We start from the raw sequence: 24,021 nt of genomic DNA, 5'->3' as shown, positions 1-24,021 counted from the left end.
AATCGCAAAAATGATAGGAGGATGAGAAAATGGGTGAGTTTCCACAATTAAATTTAAGTAATGCAAATGGTTCACGTGCGACTTTACATACCAACCATGGTGACATTCAAATTCAATTATTTGATGACCTCGCACCAAAGACCGTTAAAAACTTCATTGAACTAGCTAAAAAAGGCTACTATGATGGGGTTACTTTTCACCGGGTCATCCCTGACTTTATGATCCAAGGTGGGGATCCAACTGGTACCGGAGCTGGTGGCGAAAGTATCTACGGTGACGCATTTGAAGATGAATTTAGCGATCAACTATTTAACTTTAATGGGGCCCTTTCGATGGCCAATGCTGGTCCCAACACCAATGGTAGTCAATTCTTTATCGTTACCAACGAAAATCTGACGACTAACTTGACGGACCAAATGAAGGCCGCGGGGTACCCACAAGAAGTGATTAACCATTATGCAGAAAATGGTGGAACTCCTTGGCTAGATCATCACCACACTGTTTTTGGTCAGGTCATTGCTGGACAAAAAGTGGCTAAAGAAATCAGTCGGGTGGCACGGGCCCTCAATGATCGTCCGAAAAAAGATGTTGTGATTGAATCCATTTCAATTGATTAGTTGGAGAAAAGGCCATGGCAAAAACTAACTACGACGTAATTATTATCGGCGCTGGTGGTGCCGGACTGACAGCCGCGGTTCAGGCACGTGAATTAGGCTTAACGGTGGCGATCTTAGAAAAGAATCCGAAAGTTGGTGGTAATACCAGCCGAGCTTCTTCCGGGATGAATGCGGCGGAAACTAATGTGCAAGCTCAACATGGGATTGTCGACCGAATGCAGGATTTCTATCAAGAGACCTTCCAAGGCGGAGGGAAGCTTAACGATCCAGCGATGCTTCAACAGTTTGTTACGCACGCACCATTAGCGGTGGACTGGTTAAACCAACATGGGCTGCCACTGGAGGACCTTACGATTACCGGTGGAATGTCAACAAAACGGACGCACCGACCGGCTTCGACCGCGCCAATTGGTGCTTACCTGATCAAAGGCCTTCAGCAGTTGGCCAGTGATGATGGGGTAGAAATTATTACTGACGCAACAGTCACTCAGTTGTTAACTAGCGATGGAAAGGTTATTGGCGTTGAGTACATGTCTACCGCTGGCCCGCAGCAATTATTGTCACGGGCAGTAATCTTAGCAAGTGGTGGTTTTGGTGCCTCTAAAGAACTAATTCGTCGCTACCGGCCTGATTTAGCGGATTATCGAACCACGAACCAACCGGGAGCAACTGGTGATGGTCTAAGGTTAGCTCAACAAGTTGGTGCGCAATTAATGCAATTGGACTTAGTTCAAGTTCATCCCACTGTCCAGCAAGACCAGGAGCATGCTTTTTTGATTGGGGAAGCAGTGCGGGGTGAAGGAGCCATTTTGGTAAACGCCCAGGGCCGACGTTTCGTCAATGAATTGGCGACGAGGCGCATTGTTTCGAACGCCATTTCTGCACTGCCTGACCACCATGCCTACCTAATCTTTGACCAACAAGTTTGTGACCGGGTCAAGGCTATTGAATTTTACAATCAGATTGGCTTAGTGAAGTCGGCAGCTTCACTAAGTGCATTGGCTGGCCAATTGGGAATGGCGGATTTGGTTGGTTCAGTCAACCGGTGGAATGAAGTCGTTGAAACTGGTCAGGATCCACAATTTGGTCGGACGACCGGTCTGACGGCTCCCTTAGTTAAGGGGCCATTTTATGCTATTCACGTGGCTCCCGCCATTCATTACACGATGGGTGGGGTCCATGCGGACGCAGAAACCCGCGTGTTAGACGCCAATGGGCACCCCATTCCCGGTCTGTATGCGGCCGGTGAAGTAGTTGGCGGTTTGCACGGTAATAATCGGATTGGTGGAAATTCGATTGCGGAAACCGTGGTCTTTGGTCGCCAAGCAGCATTGACGCTGAAAAGGGATTTAGAATCATAATTAAAAAGCCACCGTAACTGATTTTGCAGTTACGGTGGCTTGCTTTATAGTTTAGGAGAATTTCATAAAGTTGTATTAATCACGTTGGTATTCCTGGTTAACGGTTTTGGCAGTTAAACCAACAATGTTCTTCTTTTGTGGAGTGAAGAGACCAACAAACCATGCAATAAACATGGATGATAAGAAGGAAACACAGGAAACCATGAATGGTGACATTCCTTTAGATTGTACGTAGTACGTTAAGGCAGCACTGACAATCAGTCCAGTGACGGCACCAATTGTGTTAGCACGATGAGTAAAGATACCGGCGGCAAAGATTCCGGCAATTGGGACACCAAACAAACCAGTGATGGCTAAGAAGAGGTTCCAAGTCTGAGATTGGTTACCAACTAAGAGGTAAATGGCCATGAGTAATCCAAGGATCCCGGCGATTAAGATTACTAACCGTGCTAATTGGACATCGCTGACTTTCTTAAATTTGTCATCGAAGAACCGTTGCTTGAAGTCTGTAATGGCACAAGCTGAAATGGCATTTAGACTCGAGGCAATCGTTGATTGAGCAGCAGCAAAAATGGCGGCAATGATTAAACCGGCAATACCGGCAGGGATTTCTTTGATAACAAAGTATGGAACAACCGCACTAGTGTTAAAGCCCTTTGGAAGACTAGCTGAATGTTGATAGAAACTATAAAGAATGGTACCCATTCCGTAAAAGATTGGGATGGTAATGAAGGCCAACAGCCCGTTCGTCCAGAGAGACTTGGCAGTTTCCTTCATTGATGAAGTGGTTTGGTAACGTTGAACAACATCTTGACTCCCGGTGTATTGATAGAGGGAGTTGAAGACAGAACCAGCAAAGATTAGTGGAATGAAGAGCTTTAGATTCTTTGGATTCCAGTTAGCACCGGAATAAAGCTTATGATGTAAAGCCACATCATGACCAACGGTGCCTAAACCACCATGGATGTAATGAATCCCCATGATAATGATGAGGATGGCCCCACCAAGTAGTAAGAAGCCTTGGATAACGTCCGTCCAAATAACCCCTTCAATTCCGCCAAGATAAGCATAGATGATACATAAACCACCCACGAATAAAGCAATCAAGATTGGGTTAATGGAGGAAACTGAAGCGATGGCGAGAATTGGTAAGTAAATGACAATGGCAATCCGTCCCAAGTGATAGAGAATAAACAACAAACTGCCGAGGACCCGCATGACGGGGCTAAAACGGTCTTCCAAGTATTCATAGGCAGTCGTGACTTGTAGTTTTCTAAAAAATGGAACATAGTACTTAATCAAAATTGGGATAATCAAAATGATCGTTAAGTTACCTACTGAATAAGACCAATCGGTTAAGAAGGCTTGTTCAGGTGTTGACATAAATGTAATCGCACTTAAAGTCGTGGCGTAGATACTAAAGCCGGCGGCCCAAGCAGGAACGGAACTATTTGCTTTAAAGAAAGCATCAGTATCCTTGCTAGCTCTTTTAGTAAAGTATGCACCGATTAAGAGCATTGCAAGAAGATAAACAAGCAGGACAATCCAATTAAGTGTCCCAAATCCAGTTTTTTGCATATTAATCTAATCGCCTTTCCTTATTTTGACTTTTCACGTTACGTTGAATAAAAATTTTGAGTAGCAATGGTGCCAGTAAGGTCGTAATTACAGTCACTAAGATTAGTGAGGTGAAGTAGCTCTTATCGATTAAACCCGATGAAAGAGCTACCTTAATTACCACTAGTGCCATTTCTCCTCGCGAAACCATTCCGGCACCAACGACATTTGCCTCTTTCCAATTCAGGTGGAACAGCTTTGCGCCAATTCCACACCCAAGTTGTTTACCCAATACGGCAATTGCGATGAGGCAAAGAATAAAGAGAATGTCATTACCGATTCCTTTGAAAGTGACTTCCAAACCGATGCTAATGAAGAAGACAGGAGTGAAAATTGCATAACCGATTGGTTCAATTTTCGGCTCGAGATCTTGTTCGTAATTAGTTTGCGAAATGGCGAGTCCGGCACAATAGGCACCTAGTACGTCACTCATTCCACATTTAACAGCGATCCAAGAAAACCCAAAGCAGATAATCAAGGCTGCAGTAGGAAGACTTTCGTTAATTCCCATTTTGTCAAAGATTTTCAAGAAGGTTGGTACAATGAAGCGACCAATCAACAGGACAATCACAAAGAAGAGAATTTGTGGAAGGACCATCGAGATAATTTCATCACTGAGCGAACTTGCTGAGTGTTTGCCAACTAGTTGAACACTAACGCCGAGCAAAATAATACAAATAATATCATCAGCAACAGCTGCGCCAAGGATAATTTGACTTTCTCTAGTATTGGAATAACCCATTTCCCGGAGAACTTGGACAGTGATGCTAACGGAAGTAGCGCTAAGTACTAATCCCATAAACGCTGCCGTTTGAATATCAAAGTTAAAGGCGTAGTGGCATAGTAAGAAGGCAGTCCCAGTTGGAAAAATTACCCCCAAGGTTGCCACCGTTAGGGAAGGGGCCCAGTAATGGAGGAGCTGTTTTAAATTACCCTCCAAACCAGCAATAAACATCAACATGATGACCCCGATTTGCGAGAAGTAATGAATAAATACGGTTGGTGTTAGCAGGTGAAGAACCGCTGGACCAATTAAAATCCCGGCAATTAATTCACCCATCACTGGGGGTAACCCAATTCGCGAAGAAAATTCTGAGCAGACCTTACCGACCAATAAAATTAGTACAATTTGCAATAAGTAGTTCATTGGTCGATTCTCCTGGATTACAAAAGTCGGTTGACCTTTGCAATTTCACTATCAAGAAGCCGTTCAGTTGGAATGTTGTATTCTAAGAAAACTGGGATACCAGTAGGGACCTTTTGAGTGAGTTTTACCCAATCTGTCGCACCATCATCTAACATCGTGGTATCCAAATTCTTGATATTTTTAAGGTGGAAAATGGTGAGCATGGATTGGAGTTGATCCATTGCTGTTTGTGGGTCTTGCTTGATCCAATACCAATTTCCAGAGTCGAAGGTATAACCAAAGTGTTGATCAGTGGCCCGTAAAAATTTAACGATTTTATCAACTTCACCGTGTGCATTTGGTTCATTTTCTACTGAGATAGAAACTTGATCTGTAGGAATTGCCAGTAGCGTCTTTTTAAGGCTGGCATCAACAGTTGGAGCATCGCCTAAGCTAATTTTGAGATTTTTGATCCCAAATTTTGTTGCCATTGTTAGGTAATTCTGTAAGTGTGGGTTTAATTTGCCATCATCAAACAGCGCTTCTGGAATGGAGTAATAAAGCCCCCAACCATTTTCTGCAGCTAGATCACTAATTTTGGCTAATTCGGCATCACGTGTATCATCTTGGAAAAATTCACCACGAACTTCGATGTTAGCAATTGGTTTTCCAATTAGGGTTTGCAAAACTTCGTATTGGGAGTGGCCTGCATTCATTTGATCCAGAAACACGGCGGTATTAATCGAGATCTTCATTAGTAAGACACCTCTTTAAATTACAGGAACAAAAAAACACACAAACAAAGCGACCGTTAATCTCGTAGCGACGCTTAATTTGTGCGGTTGAATTTATAAAGATTAAACTATTACGTTGGTTATACTAACATAGGTTCAGAGTTTTGTATACGCTTTCATAAAAAGAAAGGCGAAATTGCGCCATACAGTTGCGCCTTATCTTGAAGCTCTGTTGCTTGAATATCAACGTTATCGAGCCCGTCTGGTAAATAGTAATTAGTGGCATTTTTTATTTGGTTAATAAAGTAATCCCCTTGTTGGCTTACTGCACCACCAATTAAAAAAATATCAGGGTCCAACAACAAACATATTTGAGCGATTTGTTTTCCTAAAACATGACACCACTTACTAATCAATTGTTGATATTTTTCATTTCCTTGGCGAGCGAGCGTGAAGGCCTCTGGTACGGTAACGTTAAAAGGTGCCAATTGATTTTGAAACGCTAAAGTCGAAGCGTGACTTTCAAAGCTTTTTTTGGTTTGTGGATCATAATTTAAGGATCCAACAGCGTTGCCAAGATTATGAGCACCGTCGAAACGTTGGCCATTAACATAAAATGCCCCACCGATGCCGGTTCCAAGAGCAATACAATAGATGGATTGATTTCTTTGATGATGCCCACGAAAAATTTCCCCCATTAGTGCTGCATCGACATCGTTCATTACGTGAACTGGAAGCTGACTTTCTTTTTCTAGGCTAGCTTTAATTTGTGTTCCTTGGTAATCACTGACGGTGGGTCCAGCATAAACTATTTCTCCGTACTTACCGACTCTGCCGGCCGTACTAACGCCAATTCCGGAAAGGGTAAACTCATCCAACATTTCAGTAGTGACGCTGAGTAAGGTCTTGATAATCGTTTGGTCACGGTTATTCCTAGTAGGGGCCTTTCCATTGGTAAGAACTACGCAATTAGAGTCCAGAACTGCATATTTAATTGACGTCCCGCCAACGTCAAAGGCTAAGTACTTTTTCATTGTGATCCACCTGAATCCTTTCAAAAAGCCATTTAAAACGCTTTCATTGTACCATACAAACTAAAAAAGTTTCAATGAATTCACTGGCTAATATTCCTGATATCGCAACGTTTCGTGTGGTAATTGAAAATGATTATCGAAAATGATAATTGCAAAAATTATTTCCGTAGGTTATCCTTAGGGTGCGGTTGAAGAAGAACTATTACAAACTTTTAGCAATTGACGTTATAAACAAAGGATGGTAAAAATGACTAAAAAATTATATTCCGCATTGTTAACTTCTTTCAACGCTGATGGGACCTTAAATGAAAAAGGGACTCGTGAAATTGTTCGCCATAACATTGACGTTAACCATATTGATGGTCTTTACGTTGGTGGAAGTACTGGTGAAAACTTTATGCTTCGGACGGACACTAAGAAACGGATTTTTGAAATTGTTAAGGATGAAGCGAGTGATGATTGTGATTTAATCGCGCAAGTTGGTTCAATCGACTTGACTGAATCTAAGGAACTTGCTGATTATGTTGTCAATGACCTTGGTTATAAGACCATTTCTGCAGTTACACCGTTCTATTACAATTTTAGTTTCCCAGAAATTAAGTACTACTATGACGAAATTGTTAAAGACGTTGATGCTAACTTGATTGTGTACTCAATTCCGGCATTAACTGGGGTTTCACTTTCCTTGGATAACTTTGCTAAATTGTTTGAAAACCCAAAGATTATTGGTGTTAAATACACCAATGCCGACTTCTTCCTCTTGGAACGGCTTCGGAATCGGTTCCCAGATAAGCAAATTCTCTTTGGAACGGATGAAATGCTCTTACCTGCATTATCACTTGGTGTTGATGGAGCCATTGGTTCAACTTACAACGTTAATGCTGCACGGGCCAAGGCTGAAATTAAAGCTTTTGAAGCTGGCGATATGAAGAAGGCATTGGATATTCAGCACGAAACCAATGATTTGATTTCTGCCATCCTTGATAATGGCCTTTACCAAACCATTAAGCTCATCTTATCTGATATGGGTGTGGAAGCTGGTTATACGAAGCAACCAATGCACCACTTTACTCCAGAAATGAAGACACGGGCTAACAAAATTTATAAGAAGTTCTTACAAAACTAAACTTAAAGAAGGCACTTTAATTATGGAAAACAATTTTATGAAAGCAACGAAGGGCAATTTGGTAGTTTCTTGTCAAGCATTGCCTGGTGAGCCATTACACAGTTCATTTATTATGGCACGGATGTCTCGTGCGGCGAAGCGCGCTGGTGCAGCAGCGATTCGTGCGAACTCCGTTGTTGACATTCAGGCCATCCAAGATGAAGCTCATTTGCCAATGATTGGTATTGCAAAAGTGGATTACGATGATTCGCCTGTTTACATTACTCCAACCATGAAGGAAATGCGTGCGGTAGCAAGTACTGGTTGTGAAGTTGTTGCTTGTGATGTCACAGGACGGCCACGGCCAAATGGCGAAAAGCTAGCAGATATTGTTGCTCAAATGCGCAAAGAATTTCCAGATACTTTGCTAATGGCAGATACTGATTGCATCGATAGTGTTAAAATTGCCAATGACTTAAATTTTGATATCATTGGGACTACCATGCATGGCTATACACTAGCAACTGATGGAATGAATGTTGCTGATAATGACTTTGAATACCTCAAGGAAGTTATCAAAGTGGCTGAGCACCCGGTTATTGCTGAAGGTAAAATTGATCGTCCTGAAAAAGCAAAACGGTGTATCGAATTAGGCTGTCATTCTGTAGTAGTTGGAGGAGCCATTACCCGGCCACTCCAGATCGCTACGGGATTTGTTAACGCCCTTAAATAGTTAGTAAGGAATGATGATGGATGTCTGAACGGTTCATGACACAGATTGAGAATATTTTTATTGACCTTCCTCGACAAGAAAAAAAGGTTGCGCGGGTGACTCTTCAGAAGCCAACGGAAGTTCGGCAAATGAATATTACTGAACTCGCCCGTGAAGCTGGGGTCGGAGTAGCAACTGTGACCCGCTTTACTAAGCGGGTCGGTTGTAAAAAATTTGCTGATTTTAAACTGGCACTAGTCACCCCTGACTCAATGCAACGTGAAGCGGAGGAAAATGTATCAACACCGCATGACATCCATGACTATTATCAAAAGATTCTTTCAGAAACAATGGCACTAGTTTCCGACAAACAATTGCGCCGTGCGGGTGACCTTATTCGTCATGCTCATCGAGTGTACCTATTTGGCATCGGCAGTTCAGGATATAATGCCCAGGAATTTGGCCAACGATTGTTGCGAATGGGAATAACGGCCTTTGCCATGACGGAAAGCAATATGATGACGATTGCTAGTTCAACAATGCAATCGAATGACGTCGTAATTGCTTTATCAGTTTCTGGTAGTACCCCTGAGGTCTGCTCAGCGGTACGAGAAAGTCGCAAAAATGGTGCAACGATTATTTCTATTACGGCCTTTAAAAATAGTCAACTTGCGAATATGAGTGATTTGATTTTTCAGATCAAGAGTACGGAATTGGTAGGTGACTATGACTTCATCAACTCTCAATTTGCGGTTACCTACGTTATCGATATGCTAACCCAAATTCTCCTCCAGTATGATGATTATCGTGCCTCAATGGATAAGACTGTTGAATCGATATTAGTGATAAAGGAAAGTTTTGCGAATAAGAATCATCACCGGTAGCAGCCGGTAAAAAAATAGCGGAAAGGAATTTCGAGATGAACGTAATTGTTGTCCAGAATGCTGAAGAAGGTGGTCGCGAAGGATACAAAATCTTCCGTAATGCCAAAGAGAATGGAGCCACCGTCTTTGGCCTAGCTACGGGAAGCACCCCGTTGACGACCTATGCTGAACTCTGTGATAGTGACATCGATTTTAGCGATTGCACTTCGGTAAACTTGGATGAATATGTCGGTCTAGGCCCTGATGATGATCAAAGCTATGCTTACTTCATGCAACATAACTTGTTCAATCAGAAACCATTTGCCCATTCCTATATTCCAAACGGTCTCGCAAATGATATTACTAAAGAAGTTAGTCGTTATGATCAAGTGCTCGCAGATAATCCAGTGGACCTCCAGATTTTAGGAATTGGACGCAATGGTCACATTGGCTTTAACGAACCAGGCACACCTTTTAATAGTAAGACGCATGAAGTTCAATTGACACAGTCAACGATTGATGCTAATTCACGATTCTTTGCTAATAAGGAGGATGTTCCGCGGTCTGCGCTTTCCATGGGGATGGCTTCGATTATGCAAGCTAAGAGTATCCTACTGGAAGCCTATGGTGATGCTAAGGCGGATGCAATTGCACAGACAATTGAAGGCCCAGTTACTGAAAATGTGCCTGCTAGTATCTTACAACGTCATCCCAACGTGACTATTATTGTGGATGAAGCGGCGGCAAGCAAACTTAAGGGGCAATACTAAGGAGCAGGACAGATGCAAACAGTGATTAAACATGCAGATATCTACACCGGTGAGGATGTCGTCAAGGATGGTTACATTCGTTTTGCCGACAAAGTTCTTGCTGTTGGGCCAATGATTGAATATCAACCGCAAGCAGCGGATGAAAAGATTATTGATGGCCATGAACGGGTGATTGTTCCTGGTTTTATCGATGTTCACAGTCATGGTGGCTATGGCCTTGATACGATGGATGGTGACCCAGCCAAATTAAACGAGATGGTTCATCAAGTGACCAAAAATGAAGGGGTGACCTCATTCTTTCCAACGACGGTGACTCAGTCAGTTGAAGCCATCAACCAGGCCATGAAGTCGATTAAGGAAGCGGCCAAGACTAACCCAGTTATTCAAGGAACCCACCTTGAGGGGCCATTTGTTTCTGCTGAATATAAGGGGGCTCAACCAGAAAAATACATTCAAGATCCAGATTACAAACTGCTGGACCAATGGAATGAATTAGCTGGTGGTTGGGTCAAAATGATCACCTACGCTCCTGAAAAACCGGGGGCTCACGAGCTGGAAGAATATTGTTTGACACATAACATTGTGCCATCAGCCGGTCACTCTAGCGCCACCCGTGAACAAATGAAGCATTCATTGGCGAGCCACATTACCCACCTTTATAATGCTCAACGTGGGATGCGCCACCGTGAACCAGGCCTAACCGGGGATGCCCTGATGGAAGATAACCTGTATACCGAAATTATTGCGGATGGTTTTCACGTTGTGCCCGACATGATTCGGTTGGCATATGAAATCAAGGGCCCAGACCGGATGGAATTAATTACCGATTCTCTGCGGGCGAAGGGAATGCCAGAAGGTGTTTCTGAATTGGGTGGTCAAAAGGTGATTGTCAAGGATCACCAAGCCCGGTTGGAAAATGGTCACCTTGCCGGATCAGTATTGCAATACAACCTGGCCTTTAAGAATATCATTGACTTCACTGATTGTGGAATTGCCAATGCGGTTAAGATGTCATCAGTCAACCAAGCCCGCGAATTTAATCTCTCCACTAAGGGTGGGTTAACCGTCGGCAAAGATGCCGATTTGAATATTTTGGACCAAGATCTGAACTTACAATCAACATATAGTTACGGCCAATTAGTTGATTAATTGGCAACATTAGATACCAACAACACTCCTTCTGAATACGAACAGAGCACGAGAATGTGACTTCATTACGTCCCACTCTCGTGCTCTTCTTATTTTCGTGGTTTTGTGAGTTGATCCCAAAGGGCAAATTTATACGGGGTTAAAGTCGCGGTACTTCGTCGAACACAGGAAATTTGAAATTCCGGCTTTTCTGGATCTAATAATGGAATTTGAACTAACCCATTGGAAGGCAAGATTGCCAAACTGGTCAAGTAAGAAATTCCAATATTTTCTGCCACCATTGATTTAAGCACGTGCACGTCATTTGTTTTATAAATTGTCCGTGGTCGAATGTGGTTAATTCGGCACATCATTCGGAAAGCTTGGTTATGAACGAACCCCTCGTCAAAGTTGATGAATTTTTCGTTAGCTAATTCGCGAAAATGGATCCCCCGCTGAGCAAATTTTGCGAGGTGGTGTTTTTTAGAAACAATGATGTTAATTGGGTAGTGTTGAATAGTTCGGCTAATTAACCGGGGGTAATTCAAGGGAATGAGTGACCCTAAAAGGGCGATATCAATGTCACCATGGCGCAGCATTTTTAGTAGCTGGGCAGACCCGTGTTCGAAAACTTCCAAGCGATCCATTAATTGGTAGTTCATCAAAGCTGGCGTTAACGGTGGAAAAAAATAATTTCCAATAATTGGCGGGAGACCAAATAGAATTTGTTCCTCTTTCGCGTTTGCAATGTCCTTATGGGCAATCTCCAGTTCTGAAAGAATCGTTGAAACGTGTTGGTCAAACTGCCAACCATTATTAGTAACGGTTAAATTATGATGTGATTGATCACGTAAGAAAAAATTCGTTTGAAATTCCTTCTCTAAGCGCTTAATAGCGTTGGTGATGGTTGGCTGGGTAACCCCAAATTTTTCCGCCACTTGGGAAAAGTTTTTTTCGGTAACTAAGGCATGATAATATTCCAAATCTTTTGTATTCATCCCAAAACACCTCTGAATCAGCATTTAATTTCCTCATATTAATTTTCTTTATTATAACACGACGATTTGACTATATTTTTCGAAGCCGGTTACAATGGCTGCGTAATTTGATAATCGATTGCAAAATAGAAAGGATCTTACATCATGACAAAAGCAATGGATATTTTAAACAACCCTTACATTAACAAGGGTACCGCCTTCACGATGGATGAGCGGAAAAAGCTGGGTTTAGTAGGAGCTTTACCAGCTAAGGTTCAAACGCTTCAAGAACAAGCCGATGAAACCTATGCCCAATTCAAGACTAAGCCAGCTGGGTTGCCACAACGGCAATTCCTGATGGAAATTTTCAACACGAACCGGACCCTATTCTTCTACATGATGGGTCAACACATTGTTGAATTTATGCCAATTGTTTATGATCCAGTCATCGCTGAATCTATTGAAACTTACAGCAATATCTTTATTCAACCACAACAAGCAGCCTTTTTGTCTGTTGATGACCAAGACAGCATCGAAGAAAGTTTGAAGAATGCTTCAGATGGTCGTGACATTCGTTTGATTGTTGTGACCGATGCCGAAGGAATTCTCGGAATTGGTGACTGGGGTGTCAACGGGGTTGACATTGCCGTTGGTAAATTGATGGTTTACACTGCTGCTGCTGGGATTGACCCATCACAAGTCTTAGCCGTTTCACTAGACGCGGGGACCAACAACCAAAAGTTACTGGATGATCCAATGTACTTAGGTAACCGTCACAAGCGGGTTTACGGTGATGAATACTACGCCATGGTTGATAAGTTTGTTCAAGCTTCCCGGAAGCTTTTTCCAGAAGCTTTGCTCCACTTTGAAGACTTTGGTCGTTCCAACGCGGCCGTGATTTTGAACAAGTACAAGGATGACATGCCAGTCTTTAACGATGACATCCAAGGGACTGGGATCATCGCCTTGGCCGGTGTTTTAGGTGCGTTGAACATTTCAAAGGAAAAGTTAAGTGACCAAAAGTTCCTGACCTTTGGTGCCGGAACTGCTGGGATGGGAATTGCCCAAATGCTCTATGATGAAATGGTTCGTCAAGGGGTTGACCCTGTAGAAGCCAAGAAGCACTTCTACTTGGTTGATGTTCAAGGTTTGTTATTCAACGACACCCCTGATTTGACACCAGAACAAAAGGCCTTCACTCGTGACCGGAGTGAATTCGCGAATGCTGATGAATTAACGGACCTGCTTTCCGTCGTTAAGGCGGTGCACCCAACTGTCATGATTGGGACTTCCAAGCAACCGGGTGCCTTTACCGAAAACGTTGTTAAGGAAATGGCGGCGCACACTGAACGGCCAATCATCTTCCCAATTTCGAACCCTACGAAGTTGATCGAAGCAATGCCTGCTGACTTGATCAAGTGGACTGACGGGAAGGTGCTGACCGCAACCGGGATTCCTGTTGATCCAGTTGAATACAAGGGGGTGACCTACACCATTGGGCAAGCTAACAACGCTTTGGTTTACCCAGGAGTTGGCTTCGGGGCCATCGCTGCTAAGTCCAAGGTAGTTAATGAAAAGATGCTGGCAGCTGCTGCCCACGCCCTTGGTGGGATCGTTGACCCTGACCAACCTGGTGCCGCTGTCTTACCACCAGTTGCTAAGCTGGAAGAATTCACCACCCGGGTATCAGAAATCGTGGCTCAATCTGCAATTGACCAAGACTTTGCTGGCGTTACCGATGCTAAAAAGGCCGTTGCTGACCTGAAGTGGGAAGCTAAATATTAATTTAAATTTTTGATAAGGGAGTTTGAGAAATGTCTGTATTCTTAACATCAGTTTCGAGTGTCGTCGAAATCGTGTTAATTATGGCGCTTGGTTATATTTTGCGTCGTAATAACTGGTTTGCCGACTCATTCGGGGGTAATATTGCGTCTTTGATTACGAAGATTGCGTTACCTGCTTCCATCTTCATGAGTGTTATGAAGTACCTCACGAAGGATAAGTTACTTGGTCTGGGAGTCGGAATTATTTTCCCAGCCATTGCCGTTATTATTAGTTACTTAATTGCTTTTGCTGCCGTTAAGTTGTTCAAGATTCGTCCGGGTCGCCGGGGGATCTTTATCAACGCGGTAGCAAACGCCAACACGATCTTTATTGGGATGCCGTTGAACACTGCTTTGTTTGGTAACAAAGCGATGTCATACTTTTTGATCTACTACATCGTTAACACTGTTTCTACCTGGGCCTTTGGGGTTTACCTGATCCAAAATGACGACCCCACTGCCGATGGTAAGAAGAAGGAACGTGGTAAGATCAACTGGAGTAAGTTGCTACCAATGCCATTGGTTGGCTTTATCTTCTCCATTATTTGGCTGTTAATCGGGATTCCGGTACCAAACTTCCTTGGCCAAACTTTGACCTACGTTGGTAGCTTGGTGACCCCATTGTCCTTGATCTACATTGGGATCGTGCTTTATGATGCTGGTTTAAACAACTTCCGGTTTGAACGTGATTCCATTCTGGCTTTAATTGGCCGGTTCATCATTTCCCCAATTGTTTTGATCGTTTTGATCAAGCTCGGGATGGGAATGGGTGTCCACTTGCCAAGCCTGATGCGGCAAACCTTGGTTGTTCAATCCGCAACGCCAATGCTGGCCGTCTTACCAATCTTGGCTAAGGAAGCTCACGGTGATGTTAAGTACGCAACTGACGTTGTTGTGATGAGTACGGTACTCTTCGTCGTTGTCGTACCAATCTTGATGTCCATCTTACAATTTGTTTAATTCAGATTGATTTGGGAGCGTTACAGAAGTCGTTTACGACTTCGTATTAACGCCCCCGCAAGCAACAATAGGGCTCCAGCATTCGGTTTTACCGGATGTTGGAGCCCATTGTTGTACTGCGCTGTTCGTGTTAGAGCTATCTTTCAGGGATTATGTCACAGCCCCTTTCTTTTAGAATTTTCGGTACACAAAGTTATGTTAAACTCGTATAATTAAAATGTTAGGCTTGAGATTCCGCAAAGCACCTGCTTGTTTTGGGGGTCTTTTTTCATGAAGAGGGATGAGGAGTGAAAAGATGAGTAGTCAGGAAGTACCAGTCGATCATTATCAACACCATATGAAGATTGATTGGATGGATTTTGTCACGAGCGATAATATTACACCGGCCACTGAGGCTAACTTGGTCGAACGGGCAGTGATCGTTGGCCGGATTGGTATTATGATGTTAGCGTGTGGGACGGGATCCTGGCGGGTCCGCAATTCAATGAACATCGCGGCCCAAACGTTAGGCATGACTTGTTCAGCCGATATTGGCCTAGTTTCGATTGAATATACTTGTATGGATAACCACCGTAGTTATACGCAAGCGTTATCCTTGCCCAGTACGGGGGTGAACACGTCAAAGCTTAACGCCATGGAGCGTTTCATGAAGGACATGGAAGCTGAGGGGGTTAGTTGGACCATTGGGGAAATCCATGACCGCCTGAACAAAATTCAAAAAACCAAGGGTAATTACCAACCATGGATGGTCGGTTTAGCGGCTGGGTTAGCATGTAGTGCCTTCGTCTTTTTGCTGGGTGGTGGCTTAGTGGAAATGCTTTGTTGCTTTATTGGTGCCACGTGTGGTAACTTTGTGCGGCGGAAGATGATTGACCATCATATGACTCTCTTTGCTTGCATTGCCGTTGCCGTTGCTACGGCCTGTTTAGCATATTTGCTTTCTTTTATTAGTGTTCGGGCCCTATTTGACGTGAGTGCCCGTCACGAAGCAGGATATATTGGTGCAATGCTCTTTATCATTCCCGGATTTCCATTCATTACGAGTGGCCTGGACTTGTCCAAATTGGATATGCGGTCCGGTCTGGAACGGGGTGCCTACGCAATTTTGATCATTACGGTGGCGACCCTCGTGGGCTGGCTAGTGGCCATGTTGGTTCACTTACGTCCAGAAGACTTTATGCCATTACCACTTTCGCCGTTGGCTTACCTCTTATTGCGGTTGCCCGCCAGTTTTTGTGGGGTTTTTGGTTTCTCCATTATGTTTAACAGCAAACCACGGATGGCAGCTACGGCAGGGTTAATCGGTGCGATTGCCAATACCCTCCGTTTGGAATTGGTCGATCTTGGTCACATGCCTGCTGGGGCGGCCGCCTTTCTGGGCGCGTTAACTGCCGGCCTGCTGGCCTCAATTGTGCGAAAAAAAGTTGGTTACCCGCGGATTTCCATTACCATTCCATCAATCGTGATTATGGTTCCGGGATTGTATATGTATCGTGCCGTTTACAACATTGGATTGACTTCAATCAGCACCGGGGCACTCTGGTTAACCCGGGCACTCTTGATTGTCGTTTTCTTGCCACTAGGGTTAATTGCGGCCCGGATTTTGACCGATCCAAAGTGGCGTCATAATGGCTAAGTATTGGAGGAGCAAGGATGCAAATTCAATATCCATCAGCAATGGTGCAGCAAATTAAAGACCGCTTGAAGGGCCACCACTTAACCGGTTTTGTATCCGGAATGGGGCCTGAGCACCCGCAGATTGCGTTGTTAGGGGAAGCGCCTGGTCGGCAGGAAGCAGAAACTGGGGTCCCGTTTGTGGGGAGCTCCGGCAAAGAGTTGATGAAGATGATTGGCTTGGCAGGCTTGACCCGTGATGATGTCTACATTACGAGTGTGGTTCGGAGTCGTCCGTATTCTGTACGTTCCGTGGTTGATAAAAAAACTGGTCAACGGGTTGAAAAACATCCCAACCGGACACCCACCAAAAAGGAAGTTCTAGCATACGCCCAGCTGTTTGATTGGGAACTTCAGCAGATTCAACCACAAATTTTAGTGCCGTTGGGAAATACAAGTTTGCAACGACTTCTCGGACCACGAGCTAATATTGGAGAACTGCATGGGCAACCACGTTATACAGTCATTCAAGAGGCATTACCTGATGATTGTGGATATCAAATGGGTGAGCATCAATACTGGGTTTATCCGATGTACCATCCGGCTGCTTACCTATATGCGCGGCGCTTAGAGCCAACCGTCCGCAAAGATTGGCAGAAATTTGGGACCTGGTTGCAAAAATTAAATCAACGTTAAGAAGCCGGAAAGATTTCCGGCTTCTTTTGTGATTAAGCTGATTTTTTCGCTGGAATGCTATACCATAAGTAGTATCAACGTGGTTTGGAGTGGTAAGGAGTTATTATGAAACGAGAATATCAGCTTAACCGCCAGACAGCGAAAACGGTGGCCAATAGTTTCAAAAAGAACCTGCGGGAACAGTTGAATTGTGGTCACAGCAGGTCTAAGAAAGCGGCCTTAGTCGAACTCAGTTTACAATTGTCGGGATTTAAACAAATGCTTCATGATCCCGCACGACTTCAGGCGGCGCTAGCGGATGCTGCAGAGGCCGCACAAGAACCGTTTGTGTTGCCAAGCGATGTCGAAACTCACCCGGGGGTCGTGCGAATTGAAAAGGCTAAAACGCCCACAGTGTTATTGAATGCTGGGGCAACGAGTGGCCGGGTGATCCTCTTCTTATGTGGGGGTGCCTATTTTCTTCAACCGACGAAGGACCACTGGCACTTTTTAATGAACTTGGCAGATCAAGTGGACGCTAAAATTGTGGTGCCCCAGTATCCGCTGGCGCCAACATTTCATTTTGACCAGGCCTATGCTCAATTAAGGAAGTTGTATATAGAGCTGTATACGAATCACCCCGCTTCACAACTTACCTTAATGGGTGATTCGGCTGGTGGTGGACTGGCTGCCGGCTTTTGTGAATGGTTGGCCGAACAAGGAATGCCCCAACCAGGTAAGCTGGTTCTGATTTCACCGTGGTTAGACTTAACCTTGACCAATCCATTGATTGAAAAATATCAAGCCAATGATGCGACTTTAGATGTAATCGGCTTACGGACTGTTGGTCGCTTATGGTCAGGCAATACTGCCGTGGACGATTACCGGCTGTCACCAATTAATGGCCGGGTTGATCAATTAAAAAATGTTCTCGTGTTTGCGGGAACCCGGGAAATCATGTTTCCAGATTGTATGAAGTTCGTTAAAAAATTGCGTCAGGAAAACGTCAACGTGCGGTCAGAAATTGGTCGGGAGCTCTACCACGAGTACCCGCTAACCCCAATTCCGGAAGCTCAGGAAGCCATCCAAGTAATCAAACAGTTTTGTTTTAACTAAATGAGGTGACAATAATGAAGGTAGCAGTAGTATTAGCAGATGGTTGTGAAGAAGTCGAAGCTTTAACGCCGATCGACGTTTTTCGCCGGTTAGGGATTCAAGCTGACATGGTGGGCTTAACCAGTAAAGACGTGATGGGGGCCCATCAAATTCCGTTACAATGTGAAAAAGTGGTGGACGATTCATTGCTTGATTATGACTGTGTCATCTTCCCTGGTGGAATGGGGGGTGCCCACGCCCTCCGTGATAACGATCGTCTGATGGATTTGATGAAGCAACGTCAAGCAGCTGGTAAGTGGAATGCGGCAATGTGCGCGGCGCCAATTGCCTTTGCCCGCTATGGATTGTTGGACAATCATGATTACACTTGTTTCCCAGGGATTGATGAAGAAACGAAACAAGTCGCACCAACCGGCCATTTTAAAGAAACGATCACCGTGGTGGATCATGACGGCCACTTGATTACGAGCCGGGGGCCAGCTACTGCCATGGCCTATGCCTTTCAGATTGCAGAAGTCTTGGGTGTCGATACTAAGGAATTGCAACACCAGATGTTGTATGATTATTTAAAGAAGAATATTTAACTACAAAGGAGCCTGGGCAAAAGCCCAGGCTCCTTTTAACAATTAATTCAAGCAAAAATTTCTTCACGTAAGGCGGTGTAAATTGGCCGTCCTCCAAGAAGGTCGTTAACCACATAGGCTACGAAGGTCATGATGGTCATTGGGAGAATCTGTTCAATTGAACCCACCATTTCGGTTAGTAACAGAATCGCCGTGAAAGGCGCCTTTTCAATCGCGCCAAAGTAGGCCGCCATCGAAAGGGCAACAATGTTGATAAAGGCGTTAGCGGGAATGATACCCGCTTCGATCATCAGCGGCGCACTGATGGCCCCCAATAGGGAACCTAGGACAAGGATCGGCATGAAAATTCCGCCCGGCACCGTCGCTCCGTAACTTAGCATGGAAAGGACAAACCGAATGACAAAGAAGATCCCCATCAAAATTAGTAAATTCTGAAAACCACTTAGGGGGGGCTTGGCGCCTTGCTTAGCAATGTCATTAATCAGCAGGTGACTGCCCCCTAATAACTTTGGTTGCCAGAGACCAACGGGAATTAATAGTACGAACGGGATGATACTGTGGTATTGAGCTGGTAATTTGGGCACTTTGCTGAACCACCACCGGAGGTTTAGTAAACACCATTGGTAACCATAAGCTAAAATACCGAGAATGATTCCTAACAGGGCGATCACAGGGTAGGAGCGCAATGGCAGGTTGACGGTAATTGGCAAATAAAGGCAGGGTTTAGTACCAAATACGCCGATGGTCACGGCATCCGAGCAAATCGCTGCTGCCAGAGCCGTTAACCAAATTTTTGGCTTGAATTGGAAGACAATTTCTTCTAACAAAAACATGGTTCCAGCCAGGGGTGCACTAAAGGCGGCCGAAAGCCCGGCGGCGACTCCACAGGCCAGTAAGGTTTTGGTTGCCTGCTGATCCCGATGGAAGAGTTGCTGACCAACTCCCTGACCAATTGCCGCCCCCATTTGAATACAGGGTCCTTCCCGTCCCAGAAATAATCCTGGACAGATTGCTAACAGGCCGCCAATAAATTTCCGCCAAAGAACTTGAAACCAGTTCATTGAATGCTGGTCATTGAGAATGGCCTCAATTTGGGGGACACCAGAACCAATTAAATCCAATTGGTAGGGGTGGATGAGCCGCCCTAAAATTAAACAAATCACGATCATTAGTGCTAAGTAACCAATAATTGCTAAGTGGTGGTGACCCATGAAGGGGTAGATAATTTGCAAGCCCTGCATGGTTTGATCAATGATCCACCGAAAGAGACTGACCACCAGGCCGGTGAAGATCCCCACTAGGCAACCTTCTAAAATGATTTTGAGAAAATCCGACGTGAAGGGTCGGTGTAAAACATCACGCGCTTTTTTCATAATGACTTCCTCCTATGATTAATGCTTCCACCAAAGAAACCAGGGATGACGACTAGCTTGTTGGTCAATCCGTTGGTTAACGACGCTCAAGAGGGCCAGCATTGAGGCAATTAACGAAGCCTTTTTGCGGAAGACGGTGTAACGCGGGAACCACTTTGAGGCGTACTTCTCTTTATACCGGCGGAGACCCTGGAAACCGTATAAGTGATACCCATATTCGTAGATAAAGTGGGCCACCTTTTCTTCAATAAAGCTATATTGGGATGCCCCAACGTTTGCCAGGGGAGCCATCCCCAGGTCGAAATATTCATAACCGTGTTCTTGGCCGTATTGGAACATCGAAACAAAAATTTTGTCCATGATTCCTGAAGGGGCCGTGTGACTGTGGCGCATGAGGTCAATGGTCAGGAGCTTCTTACTACCGGTCGGCATTAATGTTGCAAAGGCGACCAGTTGTCCATCACTGGCACGCACAAGGGCGACCGGCGCTTCATTAATGTACTGTGGTGAGAAGTAACCAAGAGAAAAGCCCTTTTCCACTTCTTTACCCAACCAATCATCGGAAACAGCCTTCAATTCGGCCATTAATTGGTCATCAAACGGTGGTTGGACAATTTCAAAGGTGTAACCTTCCCGATCAAATTTATGCATTAACGCCCGTTGCGAACGTTGCTTTTTACCGGCTAACGTAAAGTCGGCTAATTTGACCCAGCCATCTTCACCGGTTTTGATAAAGTCAAAACCGAATTCATGAAGATCCATCGTGGTGTCGCTGTCCACTTCGTAAAAGACGAGTTGGTAACCGTAACGGTCGGCTTCGCGAAGGAATTGTTTAATGGCGACGTTCTTCTTTGCTTGATTGCCGACGGGATCCCCCATGATGATTAGTTTGTCATTTTTGGGACGGTACATAAAGAAGAGTTGATCATGATCGTCTTCTGTGTAGTAGTAGATATTTTTATCGCGCAGGAGGGCCAGGTGACTCGTTTCGTTTCCACCAAATTCATCAATGATGGCCAGTACCCGGGGTTTGTCTAACGGTTGCTCGCCGGCAAAGGGGTCCGGACCCGCTGTAAAATAGCGCAAAATCACGAACATGATGGCAAAACCTAAGATCAAACCAATAAAGCCTGATAACCAAATTTTTTCACCAGGGAATAAGAGAAATTGGGGAACTGCATGATCGGCAGAGTAGCGTGGGGTGTTAATGACGCCGACGATGATGTAAAGGACGAGGCTACCAACAAAGATGATGCTGTCAACGATGAATTTACCGACGGAATATTGGAGCTTCTCGCGGTATGGCACATGGCGCATTAAAAAGACCAGGATGAGGATAATCAGCAGGAAAATCGTTAATGAAATCGTGCCGAGGTTAATAATTGTGTTGGTAATCCCAATTACCAAAATGATTAGCGTTGGCCAGTAAGCTTTTTTAACCTTGGCTTGCAGCCCCCGCGCGCACGCTAACATCGCGATTGCAAAGAGAATCGTGGTGAGCTGGTGCAGAAAGAAAAAGGTAAAGGGGTAAAAACGCTGGAGGACACGGTTGCTGTCGGTTAAATCAGGAACGGATGCCGCCAATAACATGAGGATCCCGGAAACGTACATGAAGCAGGTAATGAGCCAGTGTGCAGTTTGCCGGGCAATCGAACTCGGAATGTGGTCGAAAAAGTTGTCCAATTGGACAAAAACGTGGTGTAAAAAGAAGATCGCGCCCAAAATGATCGGGACGATATAATAAAAGACCCGGAATAAGAGCAGCCAAACAATTGCCGTTGCCCGTGGCACCCCGAGCATGCTCAATTCAAAGAGCATCATGACATCAAAGGAACCAATCGCCCCCGGCAGCATGGAAACAACCCCGAGAACTTGGGCGACCACGTAGAGGGGGAAGACGGCAACTAAATTCGTTTTGACCCCCATTAAATAACCAATCAGGATGAAGAAGAGAGCCACTAGTAACCATTCAAAGGTCGAGCTAATCGTAATGAAAGCTTCTAATTTTAAAGTTAATCCTTGAAAAAGTTTCGAATCATGCCGTCTGGTAAAGAAGAAAACAATTGGGAAATAGCATCCACCACCAATTAACCAGATGGAATACCGGTCAAAATGGCCACCATCATGGAAGCCATACATGATGCTTAAAGCCACCCAACAGAGGATTGATAATCCAGAGATCAGGAAAACGGCGATTTTGGCAATCGCTAGTAAGATTTCGCTCCGGCTGGCTTTTTTTCCGTAAAAATAGGCTCGTAAGGTTGCCCCAAGCAATCCTCCAAAGCCTGCGATGTTGGTTAATGTATTTGTGATCCAGCCACTTCGGACAATATAGAACTTGCTAAAGTGGCCAGGGAGGAGGTGAGTGATGGCCACGTCATACCCAAGCATTGGGACGACGGCAACCAGGCCACCAACCGTCATGAGAAGCAAGTTGGGCCATGATTGATCCTGGATTCCCATTTGGACTTTTCCCCAGTCAACATCTTTGAAGAAATTGCTTAATGCGATCACTACAAAGATGACGACTGAAGCAATAAAGATGGTTTTGATCACCTTAGCGTATTTGTTCCAGATATTTTTTCCTTTCTGGATGATGGTTTGCATAATATGGAATACCCCTTATCTAATTCACATTCTTCATTATTATGATAATGGAAGAGCTTGGCTGATGCTAGTATCCGGAATGATTAATCCATTTTTTTCGAAAAAAGATTGACGGGTTTGAAAAGTTCACGTATACTACTAATTGTTGTCAAATGGTCCGTTGGTCTAGTTGGTTTAGGACGCATCCCTGTCACGGATGAGATCACGAGTTCGAGTCTCGTACGGACCGTATTTACGAAGCTGGGTTTTGCCCAGCTTTTTTTGTACAAAGGAGTTCATATGGAAAACACATGGCAATATCAAGGACAGGAACCGTTAAAGATCAAACGCTTTTTTAGCCAGTTGGGCATGGGACACCGGCTCTTCAATGACATTAAAAATGGGGATGGTCAACTGCTCGTTGACCACCGGGTGGTGCGACCTACTACCAAGATTTTGCCTCATCAAACCCTCACGATCACTGTTCAGCCGGAGCTTGCGGATGAAAGTGTCGAAATCAGTCATGAACCGTTGACGGTAGTTTATGAAGACGATAACTGGTTAGTGATTAATAAGCCAAGTGGGGTGGCGTCAATTCCTGGTCCCCATGAAAGCAACGGGACAGTTTTAAACCGGGCCAAGGGTTACCTGATCGACCACCATGATGAAAATCATCGTCCCCATCTCATTACCAGGCTGGATAAGTACACGAGTGGCTTGCTATTGGTTGCTAAACACCGGGTGGCCTCGAGTATGATTAGCCAACAGGTAGAGCAACACACGATGGATAAACGTTATTTGGCGTTAGTCAGTGGGCAGGTTGAACCAGCTCACGGAATGATTGATCAACCGATCCAGCGGGTTGCGGGTCAGGCTGCCAGGATCATCGGCCAGAATGGCCAATCCGCAAAAACCGAGTATTGGGTTGTGGAGAGTAATGCAGATTACAGTCTAGTAAAGTTGAGGCTTCATAGTGGTCGGACCCACCAAATTCGGGTGCATATGCAATCGCTTGGTCATCCGCTCGTCGGTGATCATCTCTATGGCGGACCGTTGGAGTTGGCCGACCACCAGGTGTTACATGCCAGTGAGCTGAGCTTTTTCGACCCATTTACTCAGCAACAATTCCATTTCACGGCTCCGTTAACGGCAACCGAACAGCAGTTACTGGAGCGCGTGGGCCTAACTATTAAATAACAAAACGGCGATGATTGTGATAATCATCGCCGTTTGTTGTTGCTTAGTA

The 24,021-nt window shown here is 44.6% G+C and carries 21 protein-coding genes and 1 tRNA gene; 15 read left to right on the top strand and 7 right to left on the bottom strand.

The features are described 5' to 3' along the window. Nucleotides 1–29 precede the first annotated feature (29 nt). Nucleotides 30–617 carry a peptidylprolyl isomerase gene (locus NFR43_RS01035; RefSeq protein ID WP_251545589.1) on the top strand — a complete coding sequence of 196 codons (588 nt, stop codon included), beginning with the start codon at nucleotides 30–32 and terminating at the stop codon, nucleotides 615–617. Nucleotides 618–631: 14 nt separating this feature from the next. Then, nucleotides 632–1,978 (top strand): flavocytochrome c, encoded by a 1,347-nt coding sequence (locus NFR43_RS01030; RefSeq protein WP_251545587.1) that lies wholly within the window; start codon nucleotides 632–634, stop codon nucleotides 1,976–1,978. A gap of 75 nt (nucleotides 1,979–2,053) precedes the next feature. Here NFR43_RS01030 and NFR43_RS01025 read toward each other — a convergent pair whose 3' ends face one another. From NFR43_RS01025 to NFR43_RS01010, 4 genes are all read right to left on the bottom strand, one after another. Beyond that, the gene (locus NFR43_RS01025) at nucleotides 2,054–3,556 is read right to left on the bottom strand and encodes a sodium:solute symporter (RefSeq protein ID WP_251545585.1); all 1,503 of its coding nucleotides are present in this window, start codon (nucleotides 3,554–3,556) and stop codon (nucleotides 2,054–2,056) included. 1 nt (nucleotide 3,557) lies between these two features. Next, nucleotides 3,558–4,742 (bottom strand): cation:proton antiporter, encoded by a 1,185-nt coding sequence (locus NFR43_RS01020; protein WP_251545583.1) that lies wholly within the window; start codon nucleotides 4,740–4,742, stop codon nucleotides 3,558–3,560. 17 nt (nucleotides 4,743–4,759) lie between these two features. Continuing rightward, nucleotides 4,760–5,476 (bottom strand): sugar phosphate isomerase/epimerase family protein, encoded by a 717-nt coding sequence (locus tag NFR43_RS01015; RefSeq protein ID WP_251545582.1) that lies wholly within the window; start codon nucleotides 5,474–5,476, stop codon nucleotides 4,760–4,762. 155 nt (nucleotides 5,477–5,631) lie between these two features. Beyond that, nucleotides 5,632–6,489: an ROK family protein gene (locus tag NFR43_RS01010; RefSeq protein WP_251545580.1), complete on the bottom strand. Its 858-nt coding sequence runs from the start codon at nucleotides 6,487–6,489 to the stop codon at nucleotides 5,632–5,634. Between the two features lie 247 nt (nucleotides 6,490–6,736). On the opposite strand from NFR43_RS01010, the gene NFR43_RS01005 reads away from it, so the two are divergent. From NFR43_RS01005 to nagA, 5 genes are read left to right on the top strand one after another with little or no spacing between them, the layout of a single operon-like run. Then, a complete protein-coding gene (locus NFR43_RS01005) occupies nucleotides 6,737–7,615 on the top strand; it encodes an N-acetylneuraminate lyase (protein ID WP_251545578.1) in 879 nt (292 codons plus the stop codon). A gap of 22 nt (nucleotides 7,616–7,637) precedes the next feature. Continuing rightward, nucleotides 7,638–8,327, top strand: coding sequence for an N-acetylmannosamine-6-phosphate 2-epimerase (locus NFR43_RS01000; protein ID WP_251545576.1), 690 nt, complete (start codon nucleotides 7,638–7,640; stop codon nucleotides 8,325–8,327). Nucleotides 8,328–8,347: 20 nt separating this feature from the next. Then, nucleotides 8,348–9,190, top strand: coding sequence for a MurR/RpiR family transcriptional regulator (locus tag NFR43_RS00995; protein WP_251545574.1), 843 nt, complete (start codon nucleotides 8,348–8,350; stop codon nucleotides 9,188–9,190). Nucleotides 9,191–9,225: 35 nt separating this feature from the next. After that, complete coding sequence (locus NFR43_RS00990; protein ID WP_251545572.1) at nucleotides 9,226–9,939, top strand: glucosamine-6-phosphate deaminase; 714 nt, start codon at nucleotides 9,226–9,228, stop codon at nucleotides 9,937–9,939. Nucleotides 9,940–9,951: 12 nt separating this feature from the next. After that, nucleotides 9,952–11,088, top strand: coding sequence for an N-acetylglucosamine-6-phosphate deacetylase (nagA, locus tag NFR43_RS00985; RefSeq protein ID WP_251545570.1), 1,137 nt, complete (start codon nucleotides 9,952–9,954; stop codon nucleotides 11,086–11,088). Between the two features lie 89 nt (nucleotides 11,089–11,177). Here the strand turns inward: nagA and NFR43_RS00980 are convergent, their stop codons facing one another. Beyond that, on the bottom strand, nucleotides 11,178–12,065 hold the full coding sequence (locus NFR43_RS00980) for a LysR family transcriptional regulator (RefSeq protein WP_251545568.1): 888 nt from the start codon (nucleotides 12,063–12,065) through the stop codon (nucleotides 11,178–11,180). A 144-nt stretch (nucleotides 12,066–12,209) separates the two neighbouring features. Between NFR43_RS00980 and NFR43_RS00975 the strand changes: the two genes are divergently transcribed. The 6 genes from NFR43_RS00975 (at nucleotide 12,210) to NFR43_RS00950 (ending at nucleotide 18,816) form a co-directional block, all read left to right on the top strand. Continuing rightward, a complete protein-coding gene (locus tag NFR43_RS00975) occupies nucleotides 12,210–13,829 on the top strand; it encodes a malolactic enzyme (RefSeq protein ID WP_251545566.1) in 1,620 nt (539 codons plus the stop codon). Between the two features lie 29 nt (nucleotides 13,830–13,858). Then, nucleotides 13,859–14,827: an AEC family transporter gene (locus NFR43_RS00970; RefSeq protein WP_251545563.1), complete on the top strand. Its 969-nt coding sequence runs from the start codon at nucleotides 13,859–13,861 to the stop codon at nucleotides 14,825–14,827. A 295-nt stretch (nucleotides 14,828–15,122) separates the two neighbouring features. Further along, nucleotides 15,123–16,463 (top strand): threonine/serine exporter family protein, encoded by a 1,341-nt coding sequence (locus NFR43_RS00965; RefSeq protein WP_251545561.1) that lies wholly within the window; start codon nucleotides 15,123–15,125, stop codon nucleotides 16,461–16,463. A 17-nt stretch (nucleotides 16,464–16,480) separates the two neighbouring features. Beyond that, nucleotides 16,481–17,137: a uracil-DNA glycosylase gene (locus NFR43_RS00960; protein ID WP_251545558.1), complete on the top strand. Its 657-nt coding sequence runs from the start codon at nucleotides 16,481–16,483 to the stop codon at nucleotides 17,135–17,137. A 105-nt stretch (nucleotides 17,138–17,242) separates the two neighbouring features. Further along, on the top strand, nucleotides 17,243–18,232 hold the full coding sequence (locus NFR43_RS00955; protein WP_251545557.1) for an alpha/beta hydrolase: 990 nt from the start codon (nucleotides 17,243–17,245) through the stop codon (nucleotides 18,230–18,232). Between the two features lie 11 nt (nucleotides 18,233–18,243). Then, nucleotides 18,244–18,816 carry a DJ-1 family glyoxalase III gene (locus tag NFR43_RS00950; protein ID WP_251546186.1) on the top strand — a complete coding sequence of 191 codons (573 nt, stop codon included), beginning with the start codon at nucleotides 18,244–18,246 and terminating at the stop codon, nucleotides 18,814–18,816. Nucleotides 18,817–18,863: 47 nt separating this feature from the next. Here NFR43_RS00950 and NFR43_RS00945 read toward each other — a convergent pair whose 3' ends face one another. Then, on the bottom strand, nucleotides 18,864–20,192 hold the full coding sequence (locus tag NFR43_RS00945; RefSeq protein ID WP_251546184.1) for a ClC family H(+)/Cl(-) exchange transporter: 1,329 nt from the start codon (nucleotides 20,190–20,192) through the stop codon (nucleotides 18,864–18,866). Between the two features lie 15 nt (nucleotides 20,193–20,207). After that, the gene (gene mprF, locus NFR43_RS00940) at nucleotides 20,208–22,796 is read right to left on the bottom strand and encodes a bifunctional lysylphosphatidylglycerol flippase/synthetase MprF (protein WP_251545555.1); all 2,589 of its coding nucleotides are present in this window, start codon (nucleotides 22,794–22,796) and stop codon (nucleotides 20,208–20,210) included. A gap of 154 nt (nucleotides 22,797–22,950) precedes the next feature. Between mprF and NFR43_RS00935 the strand changes: the two genes are divergently transcribed. Then, a tRNA-Asp gene (locus NFR43_RS00935) sits at nucleotides 22,951–23,025 on the top strand. A gap of 50 nt (nucleotides 23,026–23,075) precedes the next feature. Beyond that, nucleotides 23,076–23,972 (top strand): RluA family pseudouridine synthase, encoded by an 897-nt coding sequence (locus NFR43_RS00930; protein WP_251545554.1) that lies wholly within the window; start codon nucleotides 23,076–23,078, stop codon nucleotides 23,970–23,972. Nucleotides 23,973–24,021: the final 49 nt, after the last annotated feature.

Origin of the sequence: Limosilactobacillus caecicola (assembly GCF_943192935.1) — a bacterium.
Lineage (GTDB): Bacteria > Bacillota > Bacilli > Lactobacillales > Lactobacillaceae > Limosilactobacillus > Limosilactobacillus caecicola.
The sequence above is the reverse complement of the archived record's forward strand: the minus strand, read 5'-3'. Positions and strand labels throughout refer to the sequence as shown.

Coding starts and splice junctions, on each gene's coding strand:
- NFR43_RS00995 (WP_251545574.1), top strand. CDS start 8,348: ATGTCTGAACGGTTCATGACACAGATTGAGAATATTTTTATTGACCTT.
- NFR43_RS01020 (WP_251545583.1), bottom strand. CDS start 4,742: ATGAACTACTTATTGCAAATTGTACTAATTTTATTGGTCGGTAAGGTC.
- NFR43_RS01030 (WP_251545587.1), top strand. CDS start 632: ATGGCAAAAACTAACTACGACGTAATTATTATCGGCGCTGGTGGTGCC.
- NFR43_RS00970 (WP_251545563.1), top strand. CDS start 13,859: ATGTCTGTATTCTTAACATCAGTTTCGAGTGTCGTCGAAATCGTGTTA.
- NFR43_RS00975 (WP_251545566.1), top strand. CDS start 12,210: ATGACAAAAGCAATGGATATTTTAAACAACCCTTACATTAACAAGGGT.
- nagA (WP_251545570.1), top strand. CDS start 9,952: ATGCAAACAGTGATTAAACATGCAGATATCTACACCGGTGAGGATGTC.
- mprF (WP_251545555.1), bottom strand. CDS start 22,796: ATGCAAACCATCATCCAGAAAGGAAAAAATATCTGGAACAAATACGCT.
- NFR43_RS01015 (WP_251545582.1), bottom strand. CDS start 5,476: ATGAAGATCTCGATTAATACCGCCGTGTTTCTGGATCAAATGAATGCA.
- NFR43_RS01025 (WP_251545585.1), bottom strand. CDS start 3,556: ATGCAAAAAACTGGATTTGGGACACTTAATTGGATTGTCCTGCTTGTT.
- NFR43_RS00930 (WP_251545554.1), top strand. CDS start 23,076: ATGGAAAACACATGGCAATATCAAGGACAGGAACCGTTAAAGATCAAA.
- NFR43_RS00960 (WP_251545558.1), top strand. CDS start 16,481: ATGCAAATTCAATATCCATCAGCAATGGTGCAGCAAATTAAAGACCGC.
- NFR43_RS00990 (WP_251545572.1), top strand. CDS start 9,226: ATGAACGTAATTGTTGTCCAGAATGCTGAAGAAGGTGGTCGCGAAGGA.
- NFR43_RS01005 (WP_251545578.1), top strand. CDS start 6,737: ATGACTAAAAAATTATATTCCGCATTGTTAACTTCTTTCAACGCTGAT.
- NFR43_RS00965 (WP_251545561.1), top strand. CDS start 15,123: ATGAGTAGTCAGGAAGTACCAGTCGATCATTATCAACACCATATGAAG.
- NFR43_RS00980 (WP_251545568.1), bottom strand. CDS start 12,065: ATGAATACAAAAGATTTGGAATATTATCATGCCTTAGTTACCGAAAAA.
- NFR43_RS00955 (WP_251545557.1), top strand. CDS start 17,243: ATGAAACGAGAATATCAGCTTAACCGCCAGACAGCGAAAACGGTGGCC.
- NFR43_RS01000 (WP_251545576.1), top strand. CDS start 7,638: ATGGAAAACAATTTTATGAAAGCAACGAAGGGCAATTTGGTAGTTTCT.
- NFR43_RS01010 (WP_251545580.1), bottom strand. CDS start 6,489: ATGAAAAAGTACTTAGCCTTTGACGTTGGCGGGACGTCAATTAAATAT.
- NFR43_RS01035 (WP_251545589.1), top strand. CDS start 30: ATGGGTGAGTTTCCACAATTAAATTTAAGTAATGCAAATGGTTCACGT.